Here is a 23,668-nt window from a genome sequence, read left to right as displayed (position 1 = left end):
TTTTTATTCTTCGGGAAGTTGTAAAAATCTATTTTTTAAATGGGGTTCATTTTTTGTGAGTCGGACCCAATTATACACAAAGATACCACTTGCCACGCCCATGACGATGAGCCAAATGGGGGTGGAGTGAAAATACCAGGCGGTGGTCTCCGCCACCATATCTTTATAGGTATGGATGATTAAAAAAGCCGTTAGCGTTACTATACCTAACCAGCCTATTAGCAGCTGCATTGTCCTATTTTTTATGACACCGATTCGCTTTGCAAGGGCAGGATTAAGTTTGCCGATGGAAACCAAAGTGATGCACATCAACAAAAAATTCACCATCATGGAAGTGACCATAATGTCAATACCCAAAAAGAAATCGCCCGCAAAATGGGAGCCCAACACACCGATGCTGGCCATGCCTCCTGCCGCCCAAAGGGCCATGTACGGGGTTCGGTTTTTAGGGTGTATTTTGGAAACGGCCTTGGGAAAAATACCGTCTTTCGCCCATGCGAACATCAATCGGGAGACGGACAAAAGCATGGCCGGTAGGTCATTGATCAAGGCAATGGCGGCCCCGGCCAAAATTGCGATTCCCAAACCAGGAGGACAATACATAACTTAAAAGGCCGGGCGCGGAAATATCTTTATTCATCGCTTCCTGGGCCACATAGCTCCATGGAACGATATGGTATACCGATGCGGCAAACAAAAAGTAAAACAACCCTACACCAAAAATGGCCGAGAAGAATAGCTGTGGGAAGGGATTTTGTCGGGTTTTTGGCCTCACCTCCTGCCTGCGCAATGGAGTCGAACCCAATAAAACTGGAGAACAATAGGGCAGCGGCCGATAGGAAGATGCGCCAGTCAAAATCGGTCTGTTCAGTGGGCTGAAAAGTGGTTCCCGTTTTGTTTTCAAGGGCCAATAGAAAATCAGATGCATCATAGATCAATCCCGCAACGATGACGATACCCCCCAAACCAAACATGAGGAACATCATGGGCAGGACAATGCGCTCGTAACTCTTAATGCCTTGGATGTTGATAGCTACAAAGGCCCAAATGAGACTCAAGGCGATGGTCACCCTGATCCAACCAATTTCCAAACTTTGTGAGATTCCTTCCCAACCCAATGCCAAGGTGACATCTCTGATGAAGGGAACAGTCACATAGGCAATGACACCAATAACAATAGAAAGCCCGAACCACTGCGAAAAACTGGCAATAAAACCCAAGTAGGGATTAAGGCCTCGGCTGGCATAAATGTAGCTGCCACCGGCCCTTGGCATGGCCGAACCTAAAATGCCATATGCCAAAGCTGCAAACAATGCGGGTATCGCCGCAAAGGCAAAGGCTGGCAATACATAGGGCCCAATACCGGGAACATTTCGCTGGATCATAAAGGGCACCACATTGATGGAGGCTCCCAGCATGGAACAAACCCCCGTGGCGGTAAGGGCCAATATACCCATTTGCCGGGCTAATTTTTTTGGTTTGGCATCGGACATTACGAAAAGGATTCGGTTATTACCACTATTCTTGTCCTAAGTAATTTTCTACACCGGTCATTTCCCATCTACCAAGGGATATAGGAATACTTCCTACCGAATTCAATTCATCAAAGAAAGCGCGCATTTCAAAAGGTTCATTTTTGCCTTCTTTCATTTGGGCGTATTCGGCTAGGGTGTTTTCCAACAGATATTTTCCGGTGATGTAGCTGGTGCCATAGCCCGGTTGACGTAAATAGAGATGCTGTTCAAAAAGCAACAATTCCTTTTCGGTCTTCATCCAGCCCCTTGGAGTATATTCGGAATGAATGCCCCCAGCCTCTTCCATGGTCATGATATTGGCATGGGCATACAGGGAACCAAGTCCTCTAGCGGCTCGTTGGGCTATCATTATATATACGATTTCCCTTGAACGGGGTGAATCATCATAGAGTCCGGCATCCATGAACATTTCCTCTACGGCCGTGGCCGTACCTTCATTTCGTGAATCGAAAATATTGTACAGCAAGGGCGTTCGCCTGATTTCACTAGGATGTGGTTCGGTGTCCATACGAGCCAGCTCAAACCAATGATAAAAATGGGAGTAGAGGGGACGTTGGTCAAAATGCGCTGTAATCCAGAAAAAGTTGCGTGTTTCGCGGGGTACAAAACCGCCAAGATGTGCATTTAATGCTGGTTCAAAATAATCCTTTACCGTGACCATTTCATTTTTGTCGAGAAAATCCAAGAGACTTTTGGCAGCAGCTTTGGCACGACGGTCGTATTCCTCGGGTGAATTGGCATCTGTCAATTCAGGTAGGTTTCTATTGCGATGCTCCTCGAGTTTTAAGGCCGACCAAGCTCGGGAAAGTTCCCGTTTTAAAATCATGACTTCATCCTCCCATGTTAATGGAACCAAATGCACATTTTGCAGGTACCAGGTATAATTTTCTTTTCCAATACCGGACGGACCCGTTTTAGTCGCTGCCTCGGCCTCCAACCATTTTGCCAAGTTATCCGTGGAGGAGATTGCTTCTTCAATGGCCTTCAACAATTTTCGGTCCTTTGAGACTCCCGGAAGCTGTTTCATATCCTCTAAGTTGGTGATCTGGGTTTTGATATCACGAATACCTGCGATCCATAGGTCCCTGGCATTCCCGGTCAGGTTTAGTTTTGCCTGTTCGTTCAAGGGCGGAATGACCTCCAATTCTGCCAATAATTTGATGCGTTGTTCCTTGTTCAATGGAAAATCGTATGTCCATAAATCCAGAACGGCATGATGGGTAGGACCTTCATGTGCTGGTACGTCGCTTCGGTCTGTCCAAATGGTAGTATAAAAGGCAGGATCTCGCTGCCAAGGTTTTAGGATACGATGGTTAAAGTTATACCCGTTCATTTCCGCATTAACGATACGCCAATCCACTTGCTGGGGAATGGACCATTGTGTGGTGTCCATTTCCTGAAGCTTTTTTTGAAGGGTTTGGAATGCAGGCCATCTTTTTTCGAATGTTTCTTCGGTATAGTCCGGTGCCCCATTTCGTAATGGAGGATTTTCAAAGATCCTCCATTCCTTGAAAATAACGACTAAATCCTCGTATGTGTTCATTGAATTTTGAGCATCCAGGTTTGCCGTAAAAAGGATTATAAATAGAATAAAGAATATGCTTTTTTTGATATTGGAAATCGTTTTCATTTAAGGTTGGTTTGGGTAAGGACGTTTTTACAAATTCAACATAGTATCAAAATCGACGATAATTTAAATGTAATTATTGGGATATTATTGATTTCGAAAAGAATAGTTGGAGTTTTAGTGGATGTGGGCCGAAATAAATTTTTTGGTCGCTCTCCAAGTACTTAATAGCGTCAAGGCAACGGTTTCTTTGCTTCGCTTGTGGGTATTTCAAATTACATTACAGTTCTCGCAGTAGATTCAATTTCTTTTTGAAGAAGGCCTTCCCTATCAGTGTAGGGCCAAGATTGGTACGATGGGCTTATAACCTATTTCCTTTACCAATGGTTTCGAGAAGACACTATTGAAGAAAAAATGCTTATGATTTATAAATGCAATCATATCGCTATTCCTACTTTCAACAAATGAAGTTATGCCTTCTGATACGTCTTTTTCAGTTAAGTGATGAAAGCTATAACTGATGGGTTCCATAATATCTTCCAACAATTGCTTATTGCTTTTTTGTAGTTCCGTTAAATCGTGTTTTTTACTTACATATAATATGCTTACAGTCGACTCAAACATTTTTGCAATCTCAATAAGATAAATGAGTTTTTGACGTTTAAAAGAAGTTTTAAAATTTGTTGGAAAAACAATTTCCATTGGATTTGTAAACTGTATGTCTTTGGGTACTGCCAATACAGGACATTCCCTAATTATTTCCATCGCCTTTACCGTATTGCTTCCAAAAATGACACCCTTTGTTCCGGAGGCTCCTTGGGTACCCATGACTACTAAATCAATATCTTTTTCAGCAATGGTTCGCTTTATCGCTTCAGAAAGAAAATTAAAGGCAGAAATTGTGTGAAGGGTATGTTTGGGATTATCATGATGTAGTTTCAACATATCCAAGAGTTTTAGAAAAGAGTCTTTGGATTTTGCTTCTGCGGTCTTGTATTCTGCACTTTCACGGTTCCGGTAAGATTAGCGATTTGGTCGTATAGCCGTCTAAGTTGAAAACGTTTAGAAAGTAGAATTCACAATTCAATTTTGCATAAAGGTCAAAAGCATATCTGGCAGCGTTCAGAGCGTTTTTTGAAAAATCGGTAGGTATTAATATTCTTTTGTTCATGGAAGTATATTATTTTCTATAACTCTTAATTTTTTTGATTTGAAAACTTCAAACATGATATCTGAAAAAATACAATAGAGTTTTTTGAATGTTCAATCGTGCAGGACTAAAAAAGGAACTGTTGTGTGGTAGCTAACTTTTTCAACCGTAGGCCTAAAAAGAATCCGTTCCACAAAGTTCAAATGTTTGGCCACCATTACAATCATATCCAAATCCCGACATTCAATAAAATTTTGAATGGTTTCGTCTAATTTTTTACCCGTTAGGATATGGAAGGAGAATTCGGTATCCGTAAAATAATCCTCCAAGAATTGGCGATTCTTTTGTTGTTGTTCACTAAATCTTTCTTGATTTGACGAAACATATAAAAACCGTAGCGCCGACTTATGTGCTATGACCAATTCCTTTACATTTTGCATTACTTTCCAATTGTAACCCAATTGAAGATCCGTTGGAAATCCTATTTCATTAGGCCTACTGTATTTTGCGTTTTCGGGTACGGCTAAAACGGCACAGGGTACTTTGGTAATTACATCACCTGTATTACTTCCCATAGAAACGGCCTTTAATCCTGTCGCACCTTTTGTTCCCATGATAATTAAGTCAATATCTTTGTTGTTGACTTCTTTCTTTATATGATCAGTAAAAAACCCATAAGAAACCTCAGTTTTAAAAGTATGCCTGGTGTTTATAGGAAGGTGTTCCACTCTTTTGATCAAGTTGTTCATCTTTTCTTTGTTTTCCTTTAAGATACTTTCTTCAAGTATTTCAGAAGAAATGTACATTGCAGGCTCACCACCAGAATATGCCGCTATGGGATGAACATTTATTATATAAAATGTACAAGATGTTTTGTTGAATAATTCCAATCCATAGATGATGGCATTCCAAGCGTTTTCCGAGAAATCTGTTGGTATTAGTATATTTTTCATTTCCGAAGTATTTTACCTAAAGGTATTTTTGATCTTTATATCATCAAATGACAAAGGTCATTTAAGGCGTTCTTAGGCTTTGAATAAATTATACGGTGCCTAGAACTGTGTAGAAACCTGTAAGGTCGATGATATCACCTTCATTTTGTCTATGTAGGTTTTGAATAGATGAAGTTATGTTGTGATTCTTGGGGGAATTAGATGAATTTTCCAATGATGCCCAGCTCAAGTAATCACAACCGCTTTATGATTTGTATTTACACCAAAAGCACCATTTCACTATCTGTACCTGTCCCTAGGTTCAGTTGGAAATAGTTATTCCCCAGGAGGTGTATAGTATGTACCCTAAAACCATTGTATTTGTATAATTCGCTGTTAGAGCAGGGGAATCAAAAAAATGCTACATGATTTATTTATAGGTATGATCTTTTTTTATTGCTCTTGCAATATTCAAAATGGTCTTAGTTATTCGTGCAAGACCAACATTGGTATGGTGGTATGAAAACTTAGTTTTTCGATTGTAGTGTCGAATAGGATTTGTTGGAGGAAATTTAAATTCTTAGCAACCATTGTCAACATATCAATCTGGTTGTCATTAACAAAATTTAGAATACTGGATTTTACATCCTGATTATGAACACTGTGAAAACTATGTGATTTAGGAAAGGTTTCATCCAAATAATCTTTCAAGTAGTCTTTGTTTTTTTCTTGTTCGTCAGTTAATGGGATATTAACCTGTACCACATTAAATATCTGAAGATCGGCATTTGTAATACGTAATAGTTCTGTAAGGGTTCTTAAAATGGGATAAGTGTAGTAAAGATTATAATCTGTAGGAAACGCAATTTTTTGTGGAGTCATAAATGAAGCGTTTTCAGGTATCACCAGTACATTACAAAGCACTTTTGTAATAACATCCCCGGTATTACTTCCCACAATGGATTCCATTATTCCGAAGCTCCTTTAGTACCCATCACTATAAGGTTTATTTTCTTTGTTTCCACTGTCTTACGCACAATATCAATAAAATTCCCGTAATCTTGAAGTGCTATAAAATGATGATTATCATTTGTGGATACATCGGTAATTCTTTCGAAGAGTGATTTCAATTTCTCTCTTATGACAGGACTTTTAGTTTTTCGTGGAAGTACAAAGGAATTATTCTTGATTTCTGATTTGCTCAATTCTCCAACGTGCAGTATATAAAAACTACAAACTTCAGTTTTAAAAAAATATATCGCATATTCAAGCGCGTTCCAAGAATTTTCGGAGAAGTCTGTAGGTATTAAAATATGCTTCATTAAACTGGTCGCGGTACGCAAAAATAGACCATTGAATAAACCTACTACATGATATTTGTCAGCTTATTTAGTGTTTTGATTTTGCAATCATAAAGACTAATCGACATATTGTAAAGCCTCAAGTTCCATGATTCTAATGTTACGACCCTCAATGGCAATTAGCCCCTCTTTTTTAAAACCAGATAGGGTGCGTATTAGACTTTCAGTAGCTATTCCTGCCACACTGGCAAGATCATTTCTGGAAATTTTGATTGGCTCATCAGTTTTTGTTTTCATGATTTCTGCGAACTGTAATAACGTTTGCGCCGTTTTCTTACGTACTGAGCTGTAGGCCATTTGAAGTAACTGTGCTTTTATTATGGTGATGTTCTGAGTAAACAACTCCATTAGCTCTAAAGAAATGTCCTTATTTTTTCCTAAAATCTCCCTGAGGTTTTCTTTGGAAATACCGGCGAGTTTTACTTGTTCTAAAGCTGTTGCGGATTCTTGATAAGGAACATTGTTCAAAAAAGAGGTAAATCCCGAGAAAATCATCTGCACTATATAAGGATGTTGTGAGTTCCTTACCGTCTGCATCCATACTATGACCCTTGACCAACCCCTTAAGAATAAGATAAATTTTATTTGACCGTGAACCTTCCTTATAAATAATATCACCTGGAACAAAATCCACTACCTCACCATTGTCATCAAAAAAGTTTTTAAGCTCATGTAAAGTACGCATTTCATCGTTTGATGCTGCCTGTTCAGAAGTTTTTGAATCGAGCATACGGTTCAAAAGCTGTGCCTTGGCCAATCTACTTTCAATGGCACTGATCAATTCTTCTTCTTCAAATGGCTTGGTTAGGTAATCATCCGCCCCTAGATGCATGCCTTTTCGGATTTCTTTGTGTTCTGTTTTGGCGGACAGGAAAATAAATGGTATGTGTTTGGTTTTTTCATCGGATGACAATTCCTCCAAAACTCCATATCCATCTATTAAAGGCATCATAATGTCGCAAATTATGATGTCCGGCAGGTTTTTCTTTGCGGATTGGATTCCCATTTTTCCGTTTGCAGCAGTTAGCACCGAGTAGCCCGAGAGCTCTAAGAGCTCCTCTGTATTCTCACGTAGTGCCCTATCATCCTCAATTAATAGTAGTTGTTTCATTTTCTAATTGGGATTAAGTTTTTGGAATTCGCAAAACAAAGGTAGAGCCAACATTTATCTTACTGGAGAATTCGAGACTCGCCCCCAAGTTTTCAAGATGCTGTTTTGAGATATTTAGACCGATTCCTGTACCCTGCGTAACCAAGGCATTCTCGGCTCTAAAATACCGGTCAAATATATGCTTCTGATCTTCTTCTCGAATTCCAATGCCTTCATCGATGACTTTGATAACAACAAATTCCTCCCCAATTTCCAATTTTATATCAATAATGGAATCTTCTGGGAATACTTAATGGCATTATGAACCAAGTTGGAAAGTGCCAATTCCAGTGTCTTTTCATCGAAAAAAACGATTGCTTCATCTATGTTATCGGGATACTGGATTTTCTGTCCGGATTTGAGCAACATGTTAGCGTTATATATTACTTCATTCACCACTTTACTCAAAGGAAAGATTTCGGTTTTATAGTTCACCTTTCCGGATTCCAAGCGTTCTAAGGATAGAAAATCGTTCAGAATGGTGTTTAGGTATTTTACTTTGTTTTTAATAGTATTTACGTGCTTATCACGTTTTTCCTGTTGTTCTGTTTCGGTATATTTTCCCAATAAAGTTATGGATGTTAAAATACTGCTCAAAGGGGTCTTGAATTCATGGGAAACGAGCGATAAGAACCGTGTTTTTAATTCGTTCAGTTCTTTTTCCTTGGCCAGGGCTTTTGTTAACTGCCTTGTTCGTTCCTCTACCATTTTTTCAAGTTTTTCAGTATAACCTTTGCGTTCGGTTATATCTAAAATGATTGCAAAAAATACTTTCTTCTCCCCCATTAGGGAAAGTTGTAGGTGGACTTCTACCGGGTATAAAGTGCCATCCTTTCTTAGGTGCTTAGTTTCAAAATCCACCTTGCCCATCTCATCCTCCAAGAGTGGCTTTGACAAAGACCTAAATTCTGAAAGGTTGAGGTCAGGTTTAATGTCCATAGGTGTCATCTCCGTCAATTCCTGCAAATTATATCCTAAATTTCGCTGAGCTTCCTTATTTACGTTAATGAATCTAAGACTATCAGTATCAAAAACATAAATTTCATTCAGTGATTCATCAAAGATACGTGCCCAGTGGCTTAGTTCTTTCTCTCTTCTCTTACGTTCCGTAATATCAATGATCAATGTCATGATGTAGGTAGAACCATATAGTTTAAATGGGTTGAGACCGGCCTCAACGGGAAACTCGTGACCATTTTTACTAATACCATATAAATCCCTTCCATGCCCCATTTGGCGTTTTCCACCTTTGGCGAAAAAATTTTGAACATAGGTGTCGTGATGGTTGTGGTATCTTCTTGGTATTAGGATTTCTAATGGTTTTCCAATGAGTTCTTCCTTTTCATAACCAAACATTTCCTCTGCTGAAGTATTGGTGGCTACAATTATCTGTTCTTCATTTATGACAATAATACCATCGGAAACCCCTTCTGAAAGTAGATTGAAAATATTACTGTTTTTCTCGGAAAACACGCATAAATCAAATATAAAGATTCTAGACTGATTTTTGTCATATGCCAAGTATGCGGCATACGATACTTTTAAGTGCTTAAAAGGAGAAATAAGATGAAAAATACGTCTAGAACCATGAATATGCTCTATGAAAGTTTGGGTAAATTGTTTTACGCCGTTGCGATAAGCGATGGTAGCGTTCACGCTAAGGAATGGGATAAGTTAAAAGAAATTGTAAAGGAAGATTGGCTGTCTTTAGATGACTTTACCGATAGGTATGGCACCGACTCTGCTAACCAAATAGAAATCGTTTTCGATGTACTCATGGAATATCCAAAAAGCAGTGATGAGTGTTTTGATGAGTTCAAGGAATTTTATAAAGAACACCCGCATGCCTTTACGGAGGAAATAAAGTCCTCGGCAAAAAAAACCGCAAGTGCTATTGCTGCATCTTTTTCGGGAAAGAATAAGTCAGAATTAATAATTTTAGCAAAGCTAGATTTGTTGTTGAAATAGATTAAATGGTTATGCTTGGTATATAATTATTTCGAGATTTTAGATTTTAATGGTGAGAACAGGTATATTGGCATGATTGGCAACATCCTCACCTATACTTCTACTACCTAATAAAAAATGTAAAAAAGGCTTTCTACCGCGTGTAGGTATGGCAAGTAAATCAAAACCGCCTTTTTGGGAATAGTTCAACAAACCTTGTTCAATAGTGTAGTCATCATAAATTACCACTTCTTGTGATGTGTCATTTGACTTAAAAAAGAAATTTGAGATTTTTTCTTCGATTTCGTTCGTGCTCTTAAAACTTTTGTATGGAGTGTTGATATAGATAAGTTTTAATTTGGCGGAAAAGCTGTCAGTAAATGCTAGAACATTTTTAAACGCTAAAATAGCATCTTCAGAAAAGTCACAAGCAAAAAGCACTTTTTCGATCTTGAATTCGGGTTTTGCATTTTTACTACAAGCACGGGCACATTTGACGTACGCACTACCTTCTCAGTATTTGATCCAACCAACACTTCACTTATCCCACTGGTCCCGTGTGACCCCATGACTATTAAATCAATCTTTTGTTCTTGGGCCAAGGTGTTGAACTCTTTGAAAATCTTATAGTTTTGGACAATTTCCCTTATCTTAATATTTTTCAAATATGGTTTGTCCAAAAAAGGTATGAATCGCTTTTTAGCAAGTTCCATATAATATCCGGCCTCCTCATATTCCTGTATTTCATTTTTAGTCAGTACGGCTTCTGAAAGACCCAACATGTGCAATACTACAATTTCAGCCTTTTGCCGTTTCGCAATTAGTGCGGCAATCTCCAAAGCATGAGTTGAAGTTTCAGAAAAATCTACAGGTACCAAAATTCTTTTCATACTAAATGGCTTTTTTACGTCTATTAAATGATTCCTTACGTTTTCTCAATTGCCGCTCTAAATCACCTAAAGTTTCAGCTGCGGACTTTTCAAAATTATCTTCAATGGATTTTGCAAAAATGCGGGATCTGGCACACTTAGCTGTATTTCACAAATTTTATCGATTCCATCTTTTCCTTGACCTAACTTAAAATAAATATCTCCACGGATTATGAATTGATATTTATGTGCTAGTTTTTGAAGATTTCGAGTTACTATCTCACTTAATGACTCACTTTCCGGCATGTCTATATATTGAATATTTACAGTCATAAAAACATATTTGAATTCCTGAACAAAGGTAAAGTGGCCTCCTTCTTGGTAAAATGATTTAAATCATTTCAGGGTCGTACAGTAATTATAACTTTTGTGTTTCATCTTAAAGTGAACCCTCATGGCTCTTAATTTTAACCAATATGCTACGGAAGGCTATACATTTCTAAAAGATTATGCCAAGGAGATGAATATGTCCAATGATCAAGATAAAGCGGGGCGTATTTTCATTGCCATCATGCATGCGCTCCGAGATATTCTCCCGACTGAAGAATCTTTACACTTAATTGCACAACTGCCTATGTTCCCAAAAGCGGTCTATGTAAATAGATGGTCGTGAAGAAGAAAAAACCAAAAATTATAAGTATGGCTGAATTTCTGGATTTGGTTCGCGCTCATGATTGGCCCACCGAGGTCAACCACCTTGAATATAGCGATGATACTACCGAAAGATATGTTGACACGACCTTTATTTACATAAGAAAATAACTGTCGCTGGGCGAATTGGAAGACATACGTAAAAGCTTGCCCAAAAAATCCACACCACATGTACAGATGACTTTTATCATTTCAGGGTAATGATCACTGTTTTAATTTTAAACGAATACTAAAATAGTAAGTTATGAGAACTACATTATTAATAATGACTTTTTTATGGATGTTGCCTTTAACATTGATGGCGCAGGAACTTAAGGGTATTGATGAAATAGCCCCTTTTAATGAAGGATTGGCTGGTGTTAGACAAGGTGAAAAGTGGGGGTTCATTGATGAGAACGGAACCTTGGTAATTGATTTTAGAAATGATGTTTATTGGAACAGTAATGCCGATACGTCCAAATCCGATATTTCCGGAGTGCGATATCCTATATTTCAAGAGGGTAGATGTCTAATTACCAAGAATGTAGAGGATGGTGTTCCCATATACGGATTTATGGATACGAAAGGAAATACCATAATAGAACCCCAGTTCTTAAATGTGTACCCTTTTAAGAATGGCTATACCACTGGAGTTTTGTTCGAAAAGACACTGAAAGGTAAAAATGAATTTAAACTTGATATCTATGAGTTTAAATTCTTTGATGTATTGGTGGATGCCTCAGGTGAAATAGATGAGTTTTTTGAACGTCGGCATAATATCCAAATGACCAAGAAACGGTATCAGGTGCCTACAATTGGGGCAAAATATTTAGCTGAAGACCTTGTTGCGGTTTATGGTAAAGATCAAGGTTGGGAAATACGAAAATTAGCATTAAAAAATTGAAGTAAGAAGTACTTAATAATAACAAATCAGTTTCCAAGGAAAATAAAATATGGGTCGATTAAAGGATAAAGTAGCCATTATTACAGGTGGTGCAGGTGGTATTGGAATAGCAACTGCAAAATTATTTCCGGAACAAGGGGCCATGGTAGTCATTGCTGACCTTAGTAAAGAAGCATTGGAGAAGGCTAGTTTGGAAATAAATCACGAAAATTTGTCGTATTGTGTTGTGGATGTTTCCAAACCGAAGGATAACGAAAAGATGGTTGCATACACTTTGGAAGTTCATAATAAGATAGATATCTTTTTTGCAAATGCTGGTATAGAGGGAACTTCAAAGCCCATTGCGGAATATCCCGATGATATTTTTGATAGTGTTATTGACGTAAACTTAAAAGGGGTATGGTATGGCTGCAAGTATGTAATTCCTAAAATGAAGGCTGGTGGTAGTGTGATGATTACATCTTCCGTTGCTGGACTAAAGGGTTTTGCGGGATTGGGTGCCTATGTGTCCTCCAAGCATGCTATAATTGGCATAATGAGGGTTGCAGCCCTGGAATTTGCCTCTAACAAAATACGAGTGAATACCATCCATCCAGGTCCGGTAAACAATCAAATGATGAGGAGGATAGAAAAGGATATATCACCTGAAAATCCTGAGGAAGTAATCAATGGTTTTGAAGCTGCAGTCCCTTTTGGTCGTTATGTAGAGTCAAGTGAAATAGCAGATATGGCACTTTTCTTAGCTTCAGAGGATAGTAAAATGGTTACGGGGTGCATGCACATTGTCGATGGAGGTATGCTGGTCAATTAAATATTACAATAAATAGTATCATGGAAGACAAAAAAGAGGACAAGAGTGTTTGGGCTATAGGTGGAATGACCATGGTAGGCGTGGGTGTCGGACTTGCCTTTTTACAAACCTCACCATTGTTAATGGTTGCATGCATCTTATCCGGGATAGGTTTGGGACTCGTTATAACAGCAATTATTTCCTCAAAAAAAGGATAATAGAATTGATGGCCATTTTTAAACACCTAAAAACTTAATTATGAGAGCATTTTGGATTATTGGATTGCTTATTATTTTATTTTTTAGTTGTAAAGAAAAACCAAAGGGTACTATACCCGATAGCGAAAAGACTATAAAAGATTTGCCTAAGAATGAGGGTTTATCCCCCGTTCAAAAGGAAATACTGAATTTTGCCGATTCTACTTTTTCCGGTCGCGTGGATATGGACGCATTAATTGCATTTAAAAAAATTGATGCCCAAGGAATTACAACGGATATTGACATGAATGAAGGTATTCTATTGTATAAGGAATTGATTAAATCCAATACTGTAGAAGTGTTGCCCATATTTGAAGTTAAAAATACAAATTCAGCTATTTTATCAATAAAGGGGAAGGGGTTTGGGGGAGCTATATGGGCAAAGGTGTTGGTTGATATAAAGACTTTGGAAATCAAAAAGATTGAATTTGACCACAAGTCGGAAACATATGGTTACGGATCGGCAGTGACACAAAGTACTTTTGAAAATCAGTTTGTAGGAACAAAAATTGACTTAGATAAAAATTCCTTTACCCTTCAACAAAATATGGAGAGAAGGATGGATGATGGTGTATATGTCGATGGTATCTCCGGGGCTACAATCACTAGTGCGGCCGCTATTCAGATGGTTAATTTAGGGCTTAAAAAGTATAAGGGATATTTAGTCCATAATAGATGAAATCAAAAACACAATTATTCCTGGAACTCCGGATAGAAGCAAGAACACGTTTTACCAATCAACTTGAAAGACTCAAAGAGGAAGATTTGAAGAAGAAGCTGCCACCTTCTGTAAATAGTGTCGGTTTTCTTATTAGGCATATTGGTGACGTAGAACTGCTCTTTGCAAAGAACGTTTTTGGTGCATCCGGAGTTAAGGTAATAGCCAAAACGGTAATAGCCTCAACCGATACGGGTGAATGGATCAATCTTTCTGAACTTAATGACTATGTTTATTATTCATTTAAATCCCTAAAAGCTATCGTGGAACGGCAAGAGGAAATGGATTGGGAAACCCTGGTGACCACCAAAGAATTCGGGACAAAGACAAAAGCGGAGGCTTTTGGGCGAATTGTATCCCATACCAACCATCATGCCGGTCAGATGGCAATCTTAATTAAATACGGCAGCTGATAGCTTATAATGAAGCACAGAAGCATGCAAGTACTGACCTTACTTTAATATATTCCTTAAATCTAATTAGAAACAAGGAAAATGCTGTTAATGGCATTTAGGGTAGCGGAATTTCAAACGAATCCAAGCTCCTCAATATTTTCTAAGAAGAACGAAAGATACTGAAGTGTCAAATTACTTTACTGTTTGAAATTGACGGATCCATTCTACAATGGGTTCAATGCTATCTTTGTCCACATGGTCAAATCCAAATCGCTCTTCCTTACTGGCCGATGGATCAGGATTGATAAGGGAACCGATCCAAAGCATCAGCCGAACTGACCAACCGACTTTCGAATGATCCAATCTACCGCCAAGTGCCACATGTTTCATTTGTGACAATAATACGGAGGGCAATGATTTGGATACCCATCTCTCGAGCTTATCGCTAGGATCAGCACCAGAAACAGAGAAAAGAACCTTAGATTGCCCGTTGAGTTTGGATAGATTGGCCTTTGCCCATTTACGGATGGTTAACTTAAAATAGACAATTGAACTGCCCAAGATTAGATAATCGTACTTTAAAGGATCAGCCTTGGAGTCCTTGATGTTGAATACAGGTAGGCCAGTAGCCTCACCGATCCAGTTGGCATATTGTTCCGTACTGCCATATTTACCTGAGAAAAAAATTGCGCCGTTCATAATTCTTTATTTTATAAAATATATCCATGCTTTGACCCCTAAAAACTATTTTTCAGGTAGTCTATTTCTTTTTACAATAAGCCGAGATACTTAGTGAAAGTTCCGCAATGGCCATCGTCGACATTATAATAACCTCAAATGTTTTGGGAAGATGAACATCCACAAAAAATATGATATACGTAAACGACGCAAGTATCAATAATCCTCCAAGACTTTTAGGGACATACACCGACCGTAAAACTGAGTAACCAAGTAGAAGGATATGAAGTGCAAAAAAAATGTATCCAATACCTTTTATAAATGCATATCCGTATACATCAATAACTTGGAATACCAGAGCAAAAATTCCAATAACCAAGGTAAGGGCATACAAAAGTCTTAGGGCAGAAGTTAGCCATGCAAGCCTAATATTAGCTGGCTTGAGCACAAAATAAAGCGCAATACCAATAAGGGTGTCTAGCACAAGTACAGCCAAATATCCAACAACTGCAAAATGAAACAACCTAACATTGGACTGTATATCTTTTGCAAGTATCTCGGTATCCCCCGGTATCACAAAATTGGCCAAAAGAAAATCATCAACTAGGGTTACTATAAGCACAGAAGTTATAAAGGCAACGCCTACAGTACTTGCCGCTTTTCTAGTCGATAAACTGGTGAGAGAATGTTTCATTTGTATTCTGCTTTATTAAGACATTTGCAACAAAATTTTGCCTCCAGTCATTTGGCTCCTATAATCATGGATGGCCTCCTTTACTTCCTTTAAAGGATAGATTTTTCTGATTTCACTATTGAGAAGGTTTGGTATCTGTTGCTGTACTCGTTTCCACGATTTCATAATTTTCCCCTTGGTATTTCAGGTAGCACTCGTTTTAAATATTGTTTAGGGGGAAGTAAATGATTGGGAATCAGATTCATACCGAAACCTATATCATCGGATAAATGTAAAGTAGATGAAATACCGATAAAATGATGTATATCAGTTCAGTAAGATTTTTAAACCTGATTTAGGAAAACGAGTTGGTGAACAACCGTTCTGCTCGTTTTTTAATGCCCAAACACATTTTTCTGTCCATCGCAAATACTATCGGTTCAGAGAAACTGCCGAACATTAATTTGTTTTTGAACCAAGGACTAAAGTCAACCCTATTTCTAGAGATAAACCTTGAACGTTTTTCATCAATATCTTCAACATACCAAAGCCAAGTAAGGTGTAAATAGTTTTTGGGCCGGCCTACCTTAGGATTATACAATTTGTTCGTATCCATGTCCAGTGCGTTTTCAATTGCCATACAACGGCCATGATCGCAAATAACAATAGGGAGGGCATCTTTGGGTGCAAAGCCGACCTTGTCACCGATCTGCGGGTTTTGAAATTCAGATAGTACAGCGTCTGAATTGTAAATATTCAATCCAACTAAATTCTCAAGAGCCTCATAGGTATAGAATCCACCTTTACCCTGACCGATTTGGGCAATCCAGGGCCAAACATATTTGGATGGAGCATTTATTTCAATGGCATGGGTAAATCTTGTCTTTGGTACTGGTACGATTTCATCACCCGGAAATGTTTGCAAAGCTTGCTCTTTACTCAACCCCCATCTATCCCGAAGTGGTCTTAGGAAAAATGATAGATAGCCCACGATTATTACTATAACCCCTTCTAGCCCCTCAATAACCTGGATGAACGAAAAGCGCGTGTTATTATGGTTCACAACGAATCGATTTATACCCTGATTATGCCATCGGTTTCAAACCCTTCCATCGTTTAAGCGTAGGAAGGGTTTCGCGCGCCAAAAGTATGGCTTCCTCTAAGGTCATACCTGCTTCATGGGCGATTCCTATATTTTTTTCGATTTTCTGTTCCAAGCTAATACCATGGTCAATGAATTTTCCTTTCAGAAAACAAAAATGACAATAATCCATATTTATGGTATCGTCTTTGTTGGTACCAAAATCCGACAAGTGGTGCATGGGCATCCCACAACTTTGGCATATGTTATTTTTAGCTGAGGTTTCCATCCGCATTTACCCTTATAGTTTGACCAGTAAGTTAATTATCAGAAAAATAGCATAAAATGATTTTAGTCAGTATGTAGATATACCTATTGGAAAACAAGGGAATTTTCAGCTACATTCTTCTATATTGTTGGCGCCACAGGTTTAAGGTGTTTTATTGACAATAAACCTAGCTTATGCCTAGGCTTTGAATTACCTGTTCAAGTTTTGCACGTACTTTTTTCGCTATCGAAATAAGGGCATCGTTTTTAATAGCTTGCATGGAGGCAGTTGGATCTACAGCCGCAATTTCTATATTACCTTCCTTAATCTCTTGTACTATTACATTGCAAGGTAGCATGGTGCCAATTTTGTTTTCTGCCTGAAGCGCATGGTAAGCCATAGATGGATTGCAGGCCCCAAGAATTTTATAATTTAAGATGTCAACATCTAGTTTTTGCTTAAGGGTAGTTTTCATATCTATTTCAGTCAAAACTCCAAAACCTTCCTCTTTTAAGGCCTCTTTTGTTTTTGAAATTGCTTCCTCAAATGTTATGTTTTTTAATTCGGTAGAAAAATAGTAGTCCATTGATTTACTGTTTTATTGACATGATTTGTGTAATAGGAATCGTATTGAATATGTTTATAATAGTGGTTTAGCGGGTCAAGTTACTGATTGTGTGGTTTTTGATTAATGATTTATATCATATTGGAATAACTAGTAAATTAAGTAAGATAAGGTTTTAAGTTACCTAATACGAGTTGCGATACCAAGTCGTGTTCTTATACTCTTTGTTTTTGGAGACCGCCTCCCGGTTCTTCACTATTAGGAAATTTTCATTAATGCGTCTACTTCTATACCCCATTAAATGAAAGAATTTTTTTGCCAAGAATTTCGCTACCCTTAAATCCACCCTTAATGCATCTTTCTGGTCTGAAATCCATGAAACGCCTGGTAAAATGGCGAGGATATGATCTACTTGCAATTTTCTAAGTAATGAAGAAAGTGAGAGAAAGATAGAAGGTATGTACCTTATAATAAAAAAGCCATCTTCACCCTTTTTCTGGTATAAGGGCATGAAGATATTTCCTTTTATAGGTGTAACAACCGGTGCCGATTTACTGGTAGCGATTTGTTGCCCTTTTTTTACCGGCTCAAAATTTGTAAATCCCGGTATTGTATAGAAATCTTCATCTTGTCCTATTTTATGATGGTGTACAATTTCATATGCATGGTTCAAATCTTTAGTTGAACGGTTAAGAATGGTATAATAGGTATCGTAATCTACCCCGACTTTTAGAATGACACCAGTATAAATTAATGTGAGGTATACGAATGCGATATGATTTTCTATAGAAGAAAGAGCATCATGCTGTCCAGATTCAAATCCAAAGGCTATGTAGCCAAGTTGATTAATGTAACTTAATAAGGTACCCTCCGAGATATTCTTCAATCCCTAAAAGTAAAGGTACCGGATATTGTTCTGTGAATTTCCGATTCAGGAGTGTGTCGTTAACCGTAATGAAGGGTTTTGTTGGGCTTGAAGTGGTATGCAGATCAACAAAATAAAAGGATCCGTTATCTACTTCTAAAATTTTAGAAATTATTGTATAAAGTTGGTATTGTTCGTAGTCTTCTTCGTTTTTAATGATTTTGTCCTCTTTTAATAGCCATGCGACCCTTTCATCATTCCACATACGGTTCAGGTCTTCTCGGTTATATCGTACGCCCTGTTTAAGGGCAGAAACATTGCCGGCAATGGCATATACCTTTCCTCGAACATCAATGCTTTTTGATTTGATATCATCAAGCACCTTGACCAATGCGAAAACACCAGATGGTTCATTGCCGTGAATTCCAGCCGTGAAAATTATGGTGGGCCCGGCTGTATTACCCTCCAACTGTCCAAGGATACGATTTATTTCAATGGATTGATCAAGTGCCTTACTATAAACCTTTACCATTTTATATTTCGGTCATATCTTTTAGAGTAATAATACCAACAAGGGAGCTTTTGTTTACTACGGGTACGCAGCCTATATGATTTTTTTCAAGTAACTCGTAAACGGTTTCCAAATCGGTTTCGGGAGCTACAGAGATTACTTCCTTTACCATCAGGTCTCCTACTTTGGCGGTGGTAAAATCTGACCGCTCTTTTAGATATTCGGTCATATGGCTCCAAGTCAAGAGACCACAAAGTTCATTCTCGTCATTCAATACTGGAACATGGTGAATATTCTTCCAATTCATAATGGTGGTGGCCATATCTGCCATATCGTTTTCATTGACGGTGAGCAATTGGGTGGACATTATGTGTTTTGCCAGTCCGGCACTGGATCGAACCTTAAACCTTTTAGGAATTATTGGCCAATTTGAAACAGGGTCTAATGTTTGCTGGTTTTCATAAATTGCCTCCGTTAGAGCAATAACGGCATCGTCTTGTTTCATGTTCTTTTTGAGTTGACGGTAACTTAGAACGCTCCATCTTGAACCACTATTTCCTTTGGCCCTTTTCTCTATGACTTCCAAATAACGATGGATGTCATTCGGATTGATAGTGCATTTTTTTAATCCCTCATACGCAAGTGGGAGTAATTCCTTGATAATTAAATCTCGTATGGGTATCTCAGTTCCTTTCCATAGCATTATGCTTGCAGCCCCATTTCTCGCCGCCTTAATAAAGTTATCCTTAGCATCCTGAAAGTCCATGATTTTGCCTATGTCGTCAAATTCCGCAGGTCTCGGATTTCATGAGTCCTACCCAAAACGCAAAATTTGCCATTTCATCCGAGAACTGTAGATCCTGAAGGAAGGTATCTGTTTTCAATGCGGATATGGGCATTCTTTTTAGTTGCACCATAACAAGGACGGTTCCAGCGATAAATAGTGCCATTGTGCAAATTGAGGGCATTCAATTTTGGGATTTCCCCCCTTTTTTAATTCTAAGAGAGAATCTTTTTCCACATTATTGGTCAACATAACTTCATACTGGGCGATGTCTTCCTTATAAATATCTATAATGGACCCTGATAGCCATGAATTACCGAAGGTGACCCTGGCCAGTTTGTCATGAAGTGTATAGGAAGAACTTCTTGTGTCTATACTCTGTTGAAACAAGGCAATGCGTGTCTCGCTCCAAAGTTCGCGCCCCATCAAAAGAGGAGAATTGGTGGCTATACCCAGTATAGGTCCTGAAATTGCCTGAGCCCAATTATAACTGGCTACAAAATCATCTGGAGCGATTTGGAGATGCATTTGAAAACTGGTATTACAAGCCTCGAACAAAACGGAGTCATGGTTAATGGATAGTTCGTCCACCCCACGAATATGCATTTCAAAATCTTTTTTACGTAGTAATTTTACCGCATTGTTTAAGAGTTCGTAGCGGATGTTTGGTGTCATGAACTCCATGGAAAGCTCCTGTGTTGTAATTGTTGGCAATATACCCGTCAATATAATTTTGTTACCATATTTGTTGGCGGTCTGCATTGCTTTGTTAAGTAATATCCTCAGTTTTTTTTCCATCACCGAGAAACAATTGTCTTTTAGCTCTTCAGGATCCAAATTGATTTCAAGATTATATCGGGCAATTTCGTTCGTAAAATGGGGGTCGTCAATAGCCTTTAGGATTCTTATCGCGTCTCGGGTAGGACGCCAGTTCTCATCAATCAAGCAAAACTCCTGTTCAGAACCAATATGCATTACCTTACTTTCAATCATACCTTTTTTCAGCATGATTTGTAATGCCTGAATATCGTTTAGCAAATTTTTAATGAACCTTGCTCTAGAATCTTTATCAATTTTTTCTACTTGGTATGTTCCCATGGTAGTTGTCTTGAATATGTTTTGCTTTAGGCGTTGATTTTTATTTTTTGAGATGTGTTGGAATTGGAGCTTATCCAATCATTTAATTCCTCCACGTCCTTCCTTTTACACAGTTGGGTGCCATCCGTCATAGTGGCTGCCGTTCCACAGGCAACTCCATATTTGACCATTTCTGATAATGATTTCCCCTGGGCAAGAGCATGGACCATTCCTGCAACCATGCTATCACCAGCACCGATAGTACTTTTTTGGTACACTATGGGTGCAGAAATGTAATCAACCGATTGAGCAGTAAGCATTACGGCACCTTGAGGTCCCAATGAAACCACTAATACCTCACAAGGATTGTTTTTTAAAAAAGTTTGCGCAATAGATTCCAGCTCCAAAAAGGAAATCGTTTCTACTCCGCAAAGTGTGGCGAGTTCTCCTAGATTGGGCTTTAACAAATATACTCCGGCCCGTGCACCTTTCAATAATGCTTCCCCCGAGGTGTCCAGGATATATTTCACATTTTTATCTCGTGCAATTTTAGAAACTCGGCAAAAAAATCAATTGGCATACCAGGGCAAAGACTCCCACTGGCCACCAAGATATCCCCTTCCGTAAGTAAAGCTTCCAGTTGCTCCAAAGTCTTTTTCCATTCTTGTTCTTTGACTGTCAGTCCGGGCATCCCAAATCGGTATTGTTCTTTATTCGCAGTATCAGTTACCGCAAAGTTTTCACGTACCCACCCTTTTATTGGAACTACTAGTTGTGGAATACCAAAATCGACCAACATTTCGTTTAAAAGGGTTCCTGTAGGCCCTCCTGCCATATACATACATAAGGATGTTCCACCCAGTTCGAGAAGCACTCGGGAAATGTTAATACCCCCACCACCTGCTTCATAGACGGGATGGCTACATCTTAATTTATTATTGGGTTTTATTCCCGATACAGTAGTGCTTTTGTCTATGGCGGGGTTGACCGTTAGTGTAATTATCCTATTCATTTTGTGGGTCTTATTAACTGTGTTTTCTCAAATATAATAGTCTACCAAATGGTCTCATATGACCAATGTCATTGTTGAAAAAGTACCTCCGGGATACTTTCGTCTAAAAACAAAACAATATGAAAGGGGTCTTAAAATTGGGGAGTATTTCCGGGATTAAGATAGAAGTACATTGGACGTTTACCCTATTGTTGTTTTGGGTCGCTTTCCTAGAAATCCAGCGAGGATTCAATTTGGATAGAATAGTACTTAATGAAGCCCTTATTGTAGTCTTGTTTATATGCGTTATACTTCATGAATTAGGTCATGCCTTAACCGCAAAAAAATTCAATATCAACACCCAAAAAATAACACTTTTACCTATTGGCGGAGTTGCTATGTTGGAAAAGATGCCTGAAAAACCTAGGCAGGAACTGTTGGTTGCCCTTGCCGGATCAGCTGTTAATGTGGTTATTGCCATTCTAATTTTATTGGTAGTTCCCGTAAAAAGCTATTTTAACTTTGATGCCATCGTTTTGGAGGAAGTGTTGTACCAAACAACAATCCAAAATTTTTTATTCTATCTTTTTATTGCCAATGTAATGTTGGTGGTCTTTAATTTAATTCCTGCGTTTCCTATGGATGGAGGCAGGGTATTAAGAGCATTATTGTCCTTTAGATTTGGTCGAGTTGAGGCTACTAAAATAGCATCTTCCATTGGTCAGGGCCTATCGATTATATTTTTCATTCTTGGACTTTTTTTTAATCCATTTCTAATTCTAATCGCCTTTTTCATTTTTTTTGGAGCTTATGGCGAGAACCAAATGGTAAAGCAAAATTCATTATTGCGAGGTCATTTGGTGAGGGAAGCGACTGTAACGAATATAACTTTGTTAAGTCCTGTCCATACAGTAAAGGACGTCATTGACATTACCCTTGCTGGTACAGAGAAGGATTTTGTTGTTATAGAGCATGACAAGATTGTTGGAATTGTTACCCGTAAACATATTATAAAACATGCAAACAACCCGTTGCTTGTTGTTAAAGATATTATGGATAAAGATTTTAAGACGGTAGATGCGTCAATGGAAATGGAAAAGGTATTGGAACTGTTCGCAAAAGAAAAGAAACATTTTTTCCCGGTAATGGATGACGGTATGTTGGCAGGTATCGTTGATAGGACTAATATTGGAGAATATATCCTATTCAAATCTGTACCTTTAAAGTAAAATATTTCTACAATGACCGTACATCACTTTGGCGAGGAAGACACGCTCTTAAATAAATTTATTGCAGAAATCAGTGATGTTGACACCCAAAGGGATTCCATGCGTTTTCGCCGAAATATAGAGCGGATTGGGGAAATCCTCAGCTATGAGTTGAGTAAAAGCTTGAATTATTCTAATGCTACGGTACAAACACCTTTTGGAAGTAAGGAAATATCCTTACCAAAGGATAAACTGGTCTTATGTTCGGTATTACGGGCAGGTTTGCCCTTGCATCAAGGTATGTTGAATTATTTTGATGGTGCCGAGAACGCTTTTATTTCGGCCTATCGTCATCATAGGGGCGATGAGGATGCTTTTGAAGTTATTGTGAAATATTTTGCCGCTCCTTCTTTGTCCGGTAAAACTTTGGTGCTTACCGATCCTATGTTAGCTACAGGGAAAACATTGGAAAATGTTCTTGAAGCCTTGAAGGATCACGGAAAACCAAATCAGATTCATATCCTTTCCGTAATAGGCTCAAAAGCTGGAATTGAGCATATTACAAGAACTTTTCCCAAAAACACGCATTTATGGATTGCTGCCATAGACGAAAAACTTAATAGTAGGGGATATATTGTTCCTGGAATCGGAGACGCGGGTGATTTGGCTTTTGGAATGAAACTGTAAGTATTCAATTATCTT

Annotated in this window: 32 protein-coding genes and 2 pseudogenes; 10 read left to right on the top strand and 24 right to left on the bottom strand. The window is 38.3% G+C overall.

All coding sequences use genetic code 11. The features are described 5' to 3' along the window. Positions 1 to 3: 3 nt before the first annotated feature. The 11 genes and pseudogenes from NYZ99_RS16520 to NYZ99_RS16480 all read right to left on the bottom strand — a co-directional run bounded on the left by NYZ99_RS16520 (position 4) and on the right by NYZ99_RS16480 (position 9,216). Positions 4 to 603: an APC family permease gene (locus NYZ99_RS16520; protein ID WP_260572357.1), complete on the bottom strand. Its 600-nt coding sequence runs from the start codon at positions 601 to 603 to the stop codon at positions 4 to 6. Positions 604 to 632: 29 nt separating this feature from the next. Further along, on the bottom strand, positions 633 to 1,493 hold the full coding sequence (locus tag NYZ99_RS16515; RefSeq protein WP_260572356.1) for an APC family permease: 861 nt from the start codon (positions 1,491 to 1,493) through the stop codon (positions 633 to 635). 25 nt (positions 1,494 to 1,518) lie between these two features. Further along, complete coding sequence (locus NYZ99_RS16510; RefSeq protein ID WP_260572355.1) at positions 1,519 to 3,165, bottom strand: hypothetical protein; 1,647 nt, start codon at positions 3,163 to 3,165, stop codon at positions 1,519 to 1,521. A 267-nt stretch (positions 3,166 to 3,432) separates the two neighbouring features. Next, positions 3,433 to 4,047 (bottom strand): universal stress protein, encoded by a 615-nt coding sequence (locus tag NYZ99_RS16505; RefSeq protein ID WP_260572354.1) that lies wholly within the window; start codon positions 4,045 to 4,047, stop codon positions 3,433 to 3,435. 61 nt (positions 4,048 to 4,108) lie between these two features. Then, a complete protein-coding gene (locus NYZ99_RS23020) occupies positions 4,109 to 4,273 on the bottom strand; it encodes a universal stress protein (RefSeq protein WP_420845139.1) in 165 nt (54 codons plus the stop codon). A gap of 92 nt (positions 4,274 to 4,365) precedes the next feature. Continuing rightward, positions 4,366 to 5,205, bottom strand: a complete 840-nt coding sequence (locus NYZ99_RS16500) for a universal stress protein (RefSeq protein ID WP_260572353.1) — start codon at positions 5,203 to 5,205, stop codon at positions 4,366 to 4,368. Positions 5,206 to 5,670: 465 nt separating this feature from the next. After that, positions 5,671 to 6,153 carry a universal stress protein gene (locus NYZ99_RS16495; RefSeq protein ID WP_260572352.1) on the bottom strand — a complete coding sequence of 161 codons (483 nt, stop codon included), beginning with the start codon at positions 6,151 to 6,153 and terminating at the stop codon, positions 5,671 to 5,673. Then, entirely contained in the window at positions 6,153 to 6,506 is a 354-nt protein-coding gene (locus tag NYZ99_RS16490) for a universal stress protein (RefSeq protein WP_260572351.1), read from the bottom strand. Before NYZ99_RS16490 ends, NYZ99_RS16495 begins: the two co-directional genes overlap by 1 nt. Positions 6,507 to 6,602: 96 nt before the next feature. After that, positions 6,603 to 7,656 (bottom strand): annotated as a pseudogene (locus tag NYZ99_RS16485) (response regulator). A 13-nt stretch (positions 7,657 to 7,669) separates the two neighbouring features. After that, complete coding sequence (locus tag NYZ99_RS23015) at positions 7,670 to 7,912, bottom strand: sensor histidine kinase (RefSeq protein ID WP_420845138.1); 243 nt, start codon at positions 7,910 to 7,912, stop codon at positions 7,670 to 7,672. Between the two features lie 2 nt (positions 7,913 to 7,914). After that, positions 7,915 to 9,216, bottom strand: a complete 1,302-nt coding sequence (locus NYZ99_RS16480) for a PAS domain-containing sensor histidine kinase (RefSeq protein ID WP_420845137.1) — start codon at positions 9,214 to 9,216, stop codon at positions 7,915 to 7,917. Positions 9,217 to 9,261: 45 nt separating this feature from the next. Here NYZ99_RS16480 and NYZ99_RS16475 point away from each other — a divergent pair, with 45 nt between their 5' ends. Further along, complete coding sequence (locus NYZ99_RS16475; RefSeq protein WP_260572350.1) at positions 9,262 to 9,663, top strand: hypothetical protein; 402 nt, start codon at positions 9,262 to 9,264, stop codon at positions 9,661 to 9,663. Between the two features lie 39 nt (positions 9,664 to 9,702). Here NYZ99_RS16475 and NYZ99_RS16470 read toward each other — a convergent pair whose 3' ends face one another. The 3 genes from NYZ99_RS16470 to NYZ99_RS16460 all read right to left on the bottom strand — a co-directional run bounded on the left by NYZ99_RS16470 (position 9,703) and on the right by NYZ99_RS16460 (position 10,844). After that, positions 9,703 to 10,083, bottom strand: a complete 381-nt coding sequence (locus tag NYZ99_RS16470) for a universal stress protein (protein WP_260572349.1) — start codon at positions 10,081 to 10,083, stop codon at positions 9,703 to 9,705. Beyond that, on the bottom strand, positions 10,044 to 10,532 hold the full coding sequence (locus NYZ99_RS16465) for a universal stress protein (RefSeq protein ID WP_260572348.1): 489 nt from the start codon (positions 10,530 to 10,532) through the stop codon (positions 10,044 to 10,046). The genes NYZ99_RS16470 and NYZ99_RS16465 overlap by 40 nt, the downstream gene beginning before the upstream one ends. Before the next feature lie 66 nt (positions 10,533 to 10,598). Beyond that, positions 10,599 to 10,844, bottom strand: coding sequence for an HPF/RaiA family ribosome-associated protein (locus NYZ99_RS16460; protein ID WP_260572347.1), 246 nt, complete (start codon positions 10,842 to 10,844; stop codon positions 10,599 to 10,601). A 121-nt stretch (positions 10,845 to 10,965) separates the two neighbouring features. Between NYZ99_RS16460 and NYZ99_RS16455 the strand changes: the two genes are divergently transcribed. The 7 genes from NYZ99_RS16455 (at position 10,966) to NYZ99_RS16425 (ending at position 14,283) form a co-directional block, all read left to right on the top strand. Then, positions 10,966 to 11,184, top strand: a complete 219-nt coding sequence (locus NYZ99_RS16455; RefSeq protein WP_260572346.1) for a DUF2267 domain-containing protein — start codon at positions 10,966 to 10,968, stop codon at positions 11,182 to 11,184. A 26-nt stretch (positions 11,185 to 11,210) separates the two neighbouring features. Beyond that, entirely contained in the window at positions 11,211 to 11,333 is a 123-nt protein-coding gene (locus NYZ99_RS16450) for a hypothetical protein (RefSeq protein WP_260572345.1), read from the top strand. Between the two features lie 133 nt (positions 11,334 to 11,466). Further along, a complete protein-coding gene (locus NYZ99_RS16445; RefSeq protein ID WP_260572344.1) occupies positions 11,467 to 12,105 on the top strand; it encodes a WG repeat-containing protein in 639 nt (212 codons plus the stop codon). A gap of 49 nt (positions 12,106 to 12,154) precedes the next feature. After that, positions 12,155 to 12,916: an SDR family NAD(P)-dependent oxidoreductase gene (locus tag NYZ99_RS16440; RefSeq protein WP_260572343.1), complete on the top strand. Its 762-nt coding sequence runs from the start codon at positions 12,155 to 12,157 to the stop codon at positions 12,914 to 12,916. A 20-nt stretch (positions 12,917 to 12,936) separates the two neighbouring features. Continuing rightward, positions 12,937 to 13,113, top strand: coding sequence for a hypothetical protein (locus tag NYZ99_RS16435; RefSeq protein ID WP_260572342.1), 177 nt, complete (start codon positions 12,937 to 12,939; stop codon positions 13,111 to 13,113). 40 nt (positions 13,114 to 13,153) lie between these two features. After that, a complete protein-coding gene (locus NYZ99_RS16430; protein WP_260572341.1) occupies positions 13,154 to 13,831 on the top strand; it encodes an FMN-binding protein in 678 nt (225 codons plus the stop codon). Next, entirely contained in the window at positions 13,828 to 14,283 is a 456-nt protein-coding gene (locus NYZ99_RS16425) for a DinB family protein (RefSeq protein ID WP_260572340.1), read from the top strand. Before NYZ99_RS16430 ends, NYZ99_RS16425 begins: the two co-directional genes overlap by 4 nt. A gap of 174 nt (positions 14,284 to 14,457) precedes the next feature. On the opposite strand, the gene NYZ99_RS16420 is transcribed toward NYZ99_RS16425, so the two are convergent. The 10 genes and pseudogenes from NYZ99_RS16420 to NYZ99_RS16375 form a co-directional block, all read right to left on the bottom strand. Further along, positions 14,458 to 14,964: a flavodoxin domain-containing protein gene (locus NYZ99_RS16420; RefSeq protein WP_260572339.1), complete on the bottom strand. Its 507-nt coding sequence runs from the start codon at positions 14,962 to 14,964 to the stop codon at positions 14,458 to 14,460. A gap of 61 nt (positions 14,965 to 15,025) precedes the next feature. Beyond that, a complete protein-coding gene (locus NYZ99_RS16415) occupies positions 15,026 to 15,637 on the bottom strand; it encodes a DUF4386 domain-containing protein (RefSeq protein WP_260572338.1) in 612 nt (203 codons plus the stop codon). A 334-nt stretch (positions 15,638 to 15,971) separates the two neighbouring features. After that, entirely contained in the window at positions 15,972 to 16,679 is a 708-nt protein-coding gene (locus tag NYZ99_RS16410; protein WP_260572337.1) for a hypothetical protein, read from the bottom strand. A gap of 22 nt (positions 16,680 to 16,701) precedes the next feature. Then, complete coding sequence (locus NYZ99_RS16405) at positions 16,702 to 16,944, bottom strand: zinc ribbon domain-containing protein (RefSeq protein ID WP_420845136.1); 243 nt, start codon at positions 16,942 to 16,944, stop codon at positions 16,702 to 16,704. Between the two features lie 208 nt (positions 16,945 to 17,152). After that, on the bottom strand, positions 17,153 to 17,551 hold the full coding sequence (locus NYZ99_RS16400; protein WP_260572335.1) for a DUF302 domain-containing protein: 399 nt from the start codon (positions 17,549 to 17,551) through the stop codon (positions 17,153 to 17,155). 163 nt (positions 17,552 to 17,714) lie between these two features. Continuing rightward, entirely contained in the window at positions 17,715 to 18,416 is a 702-nt protein-coding gene (locus NYZ99_RS16395) for a hypothetical protein (protein ID WP_260572334.1), read from the bottom strand. After that, entirely contained in the window at positions 18,376 to 18,927 is a 552-nt protein-coding gene (locus tag NYZ99_RS16390; RefSeq protein WP_260572333.1) for a M14 family metallopeptidase, read from the bottom strand. Before NYZ99_RS16390 ends, NYZ99_RS16395 begins: the two co-directional genes overlap by 41 nt. Before the next feature lies 1 nt (position 18,928). Then, entirely contained in the window at positions 18,929 to 19,672 is a 744-nt protein-coding gene (locus NYZ99_RS16385) for a CBS domain-containing protein (RefSeq protein ID WP_260572332.1), read from the bottom strand. 138 nt (positions 19,673 to 19,810) lie between these two features. Beyond that, positions 19,811 to 20,788 carry a glutamate-cysteine ligase family protein gene (locus NYZ99_RS16380; RefSeq protein ID WP_260572331.1) on the bottom strand — a complete coding sequence of 326 codons (978 nt, stop codon included), beginning with the start codon at positions 20,786 to 20,788 and terminating at the stop codon, positions 19,811 to 19,813. A gap of 26 nt (positions 20,789 to 20,814) precedes the next feature. Further along, positions 20,815 to 21,779 (bottom strand): annotated as a pseudogene (locus NYZ99_RS16375) (1-phosphofructokinase family hexose kinase). 119 nt (positions 21,780 to 21,898) lie between these two features. Here NYZ99_RS16375 and NYZ99_RS16370 point away from each other — a divergent pair. Both NYZ99_RS16370 and upp read left to right on the top strand, forming a co-directional pair. Beyond that, a complete protein-coding gene (locus tag NYZ99_RS16370; protein WP_260572330.1) occupies positions 21,899 to 22,987 on the top strand; it encodes a site-2 protease family protein in 1,089 nt (362 codons plus the stop codon). A 12-nt stretch (positions 22,988 to 22,999) separates the two neighbouring features. Beyond that, complete coding sequence (upp, locus tag NYZ99_RS16365; RefSeq protein ID WP_260572329.1) at positions 23,000 to 23,653, top strand: uracil phosphoribosyltransferase; 654 nt, start codon at positions 23,000 to 23,002, stop codon at positions 23,651 to 23,653. Positions 23,654 to 23,668 lie beyond the last annotated feature (15 nt).

It is taken from the genome of Maribacter litopenaei, assembly GCF_025244665.1.
GTDB classification, from domain to species: Bacteria; Bacteroidota; Bacteroidia; order Flavobacteriales; family Flavobacteriaceae; genus Maribacter; species Maribacter litopenaei.
The sequence above is the reverse complement of the archived record's forward strand: the minus strand, read 5'-3'. Positions and strand labels throughout refer to the sequence as shown.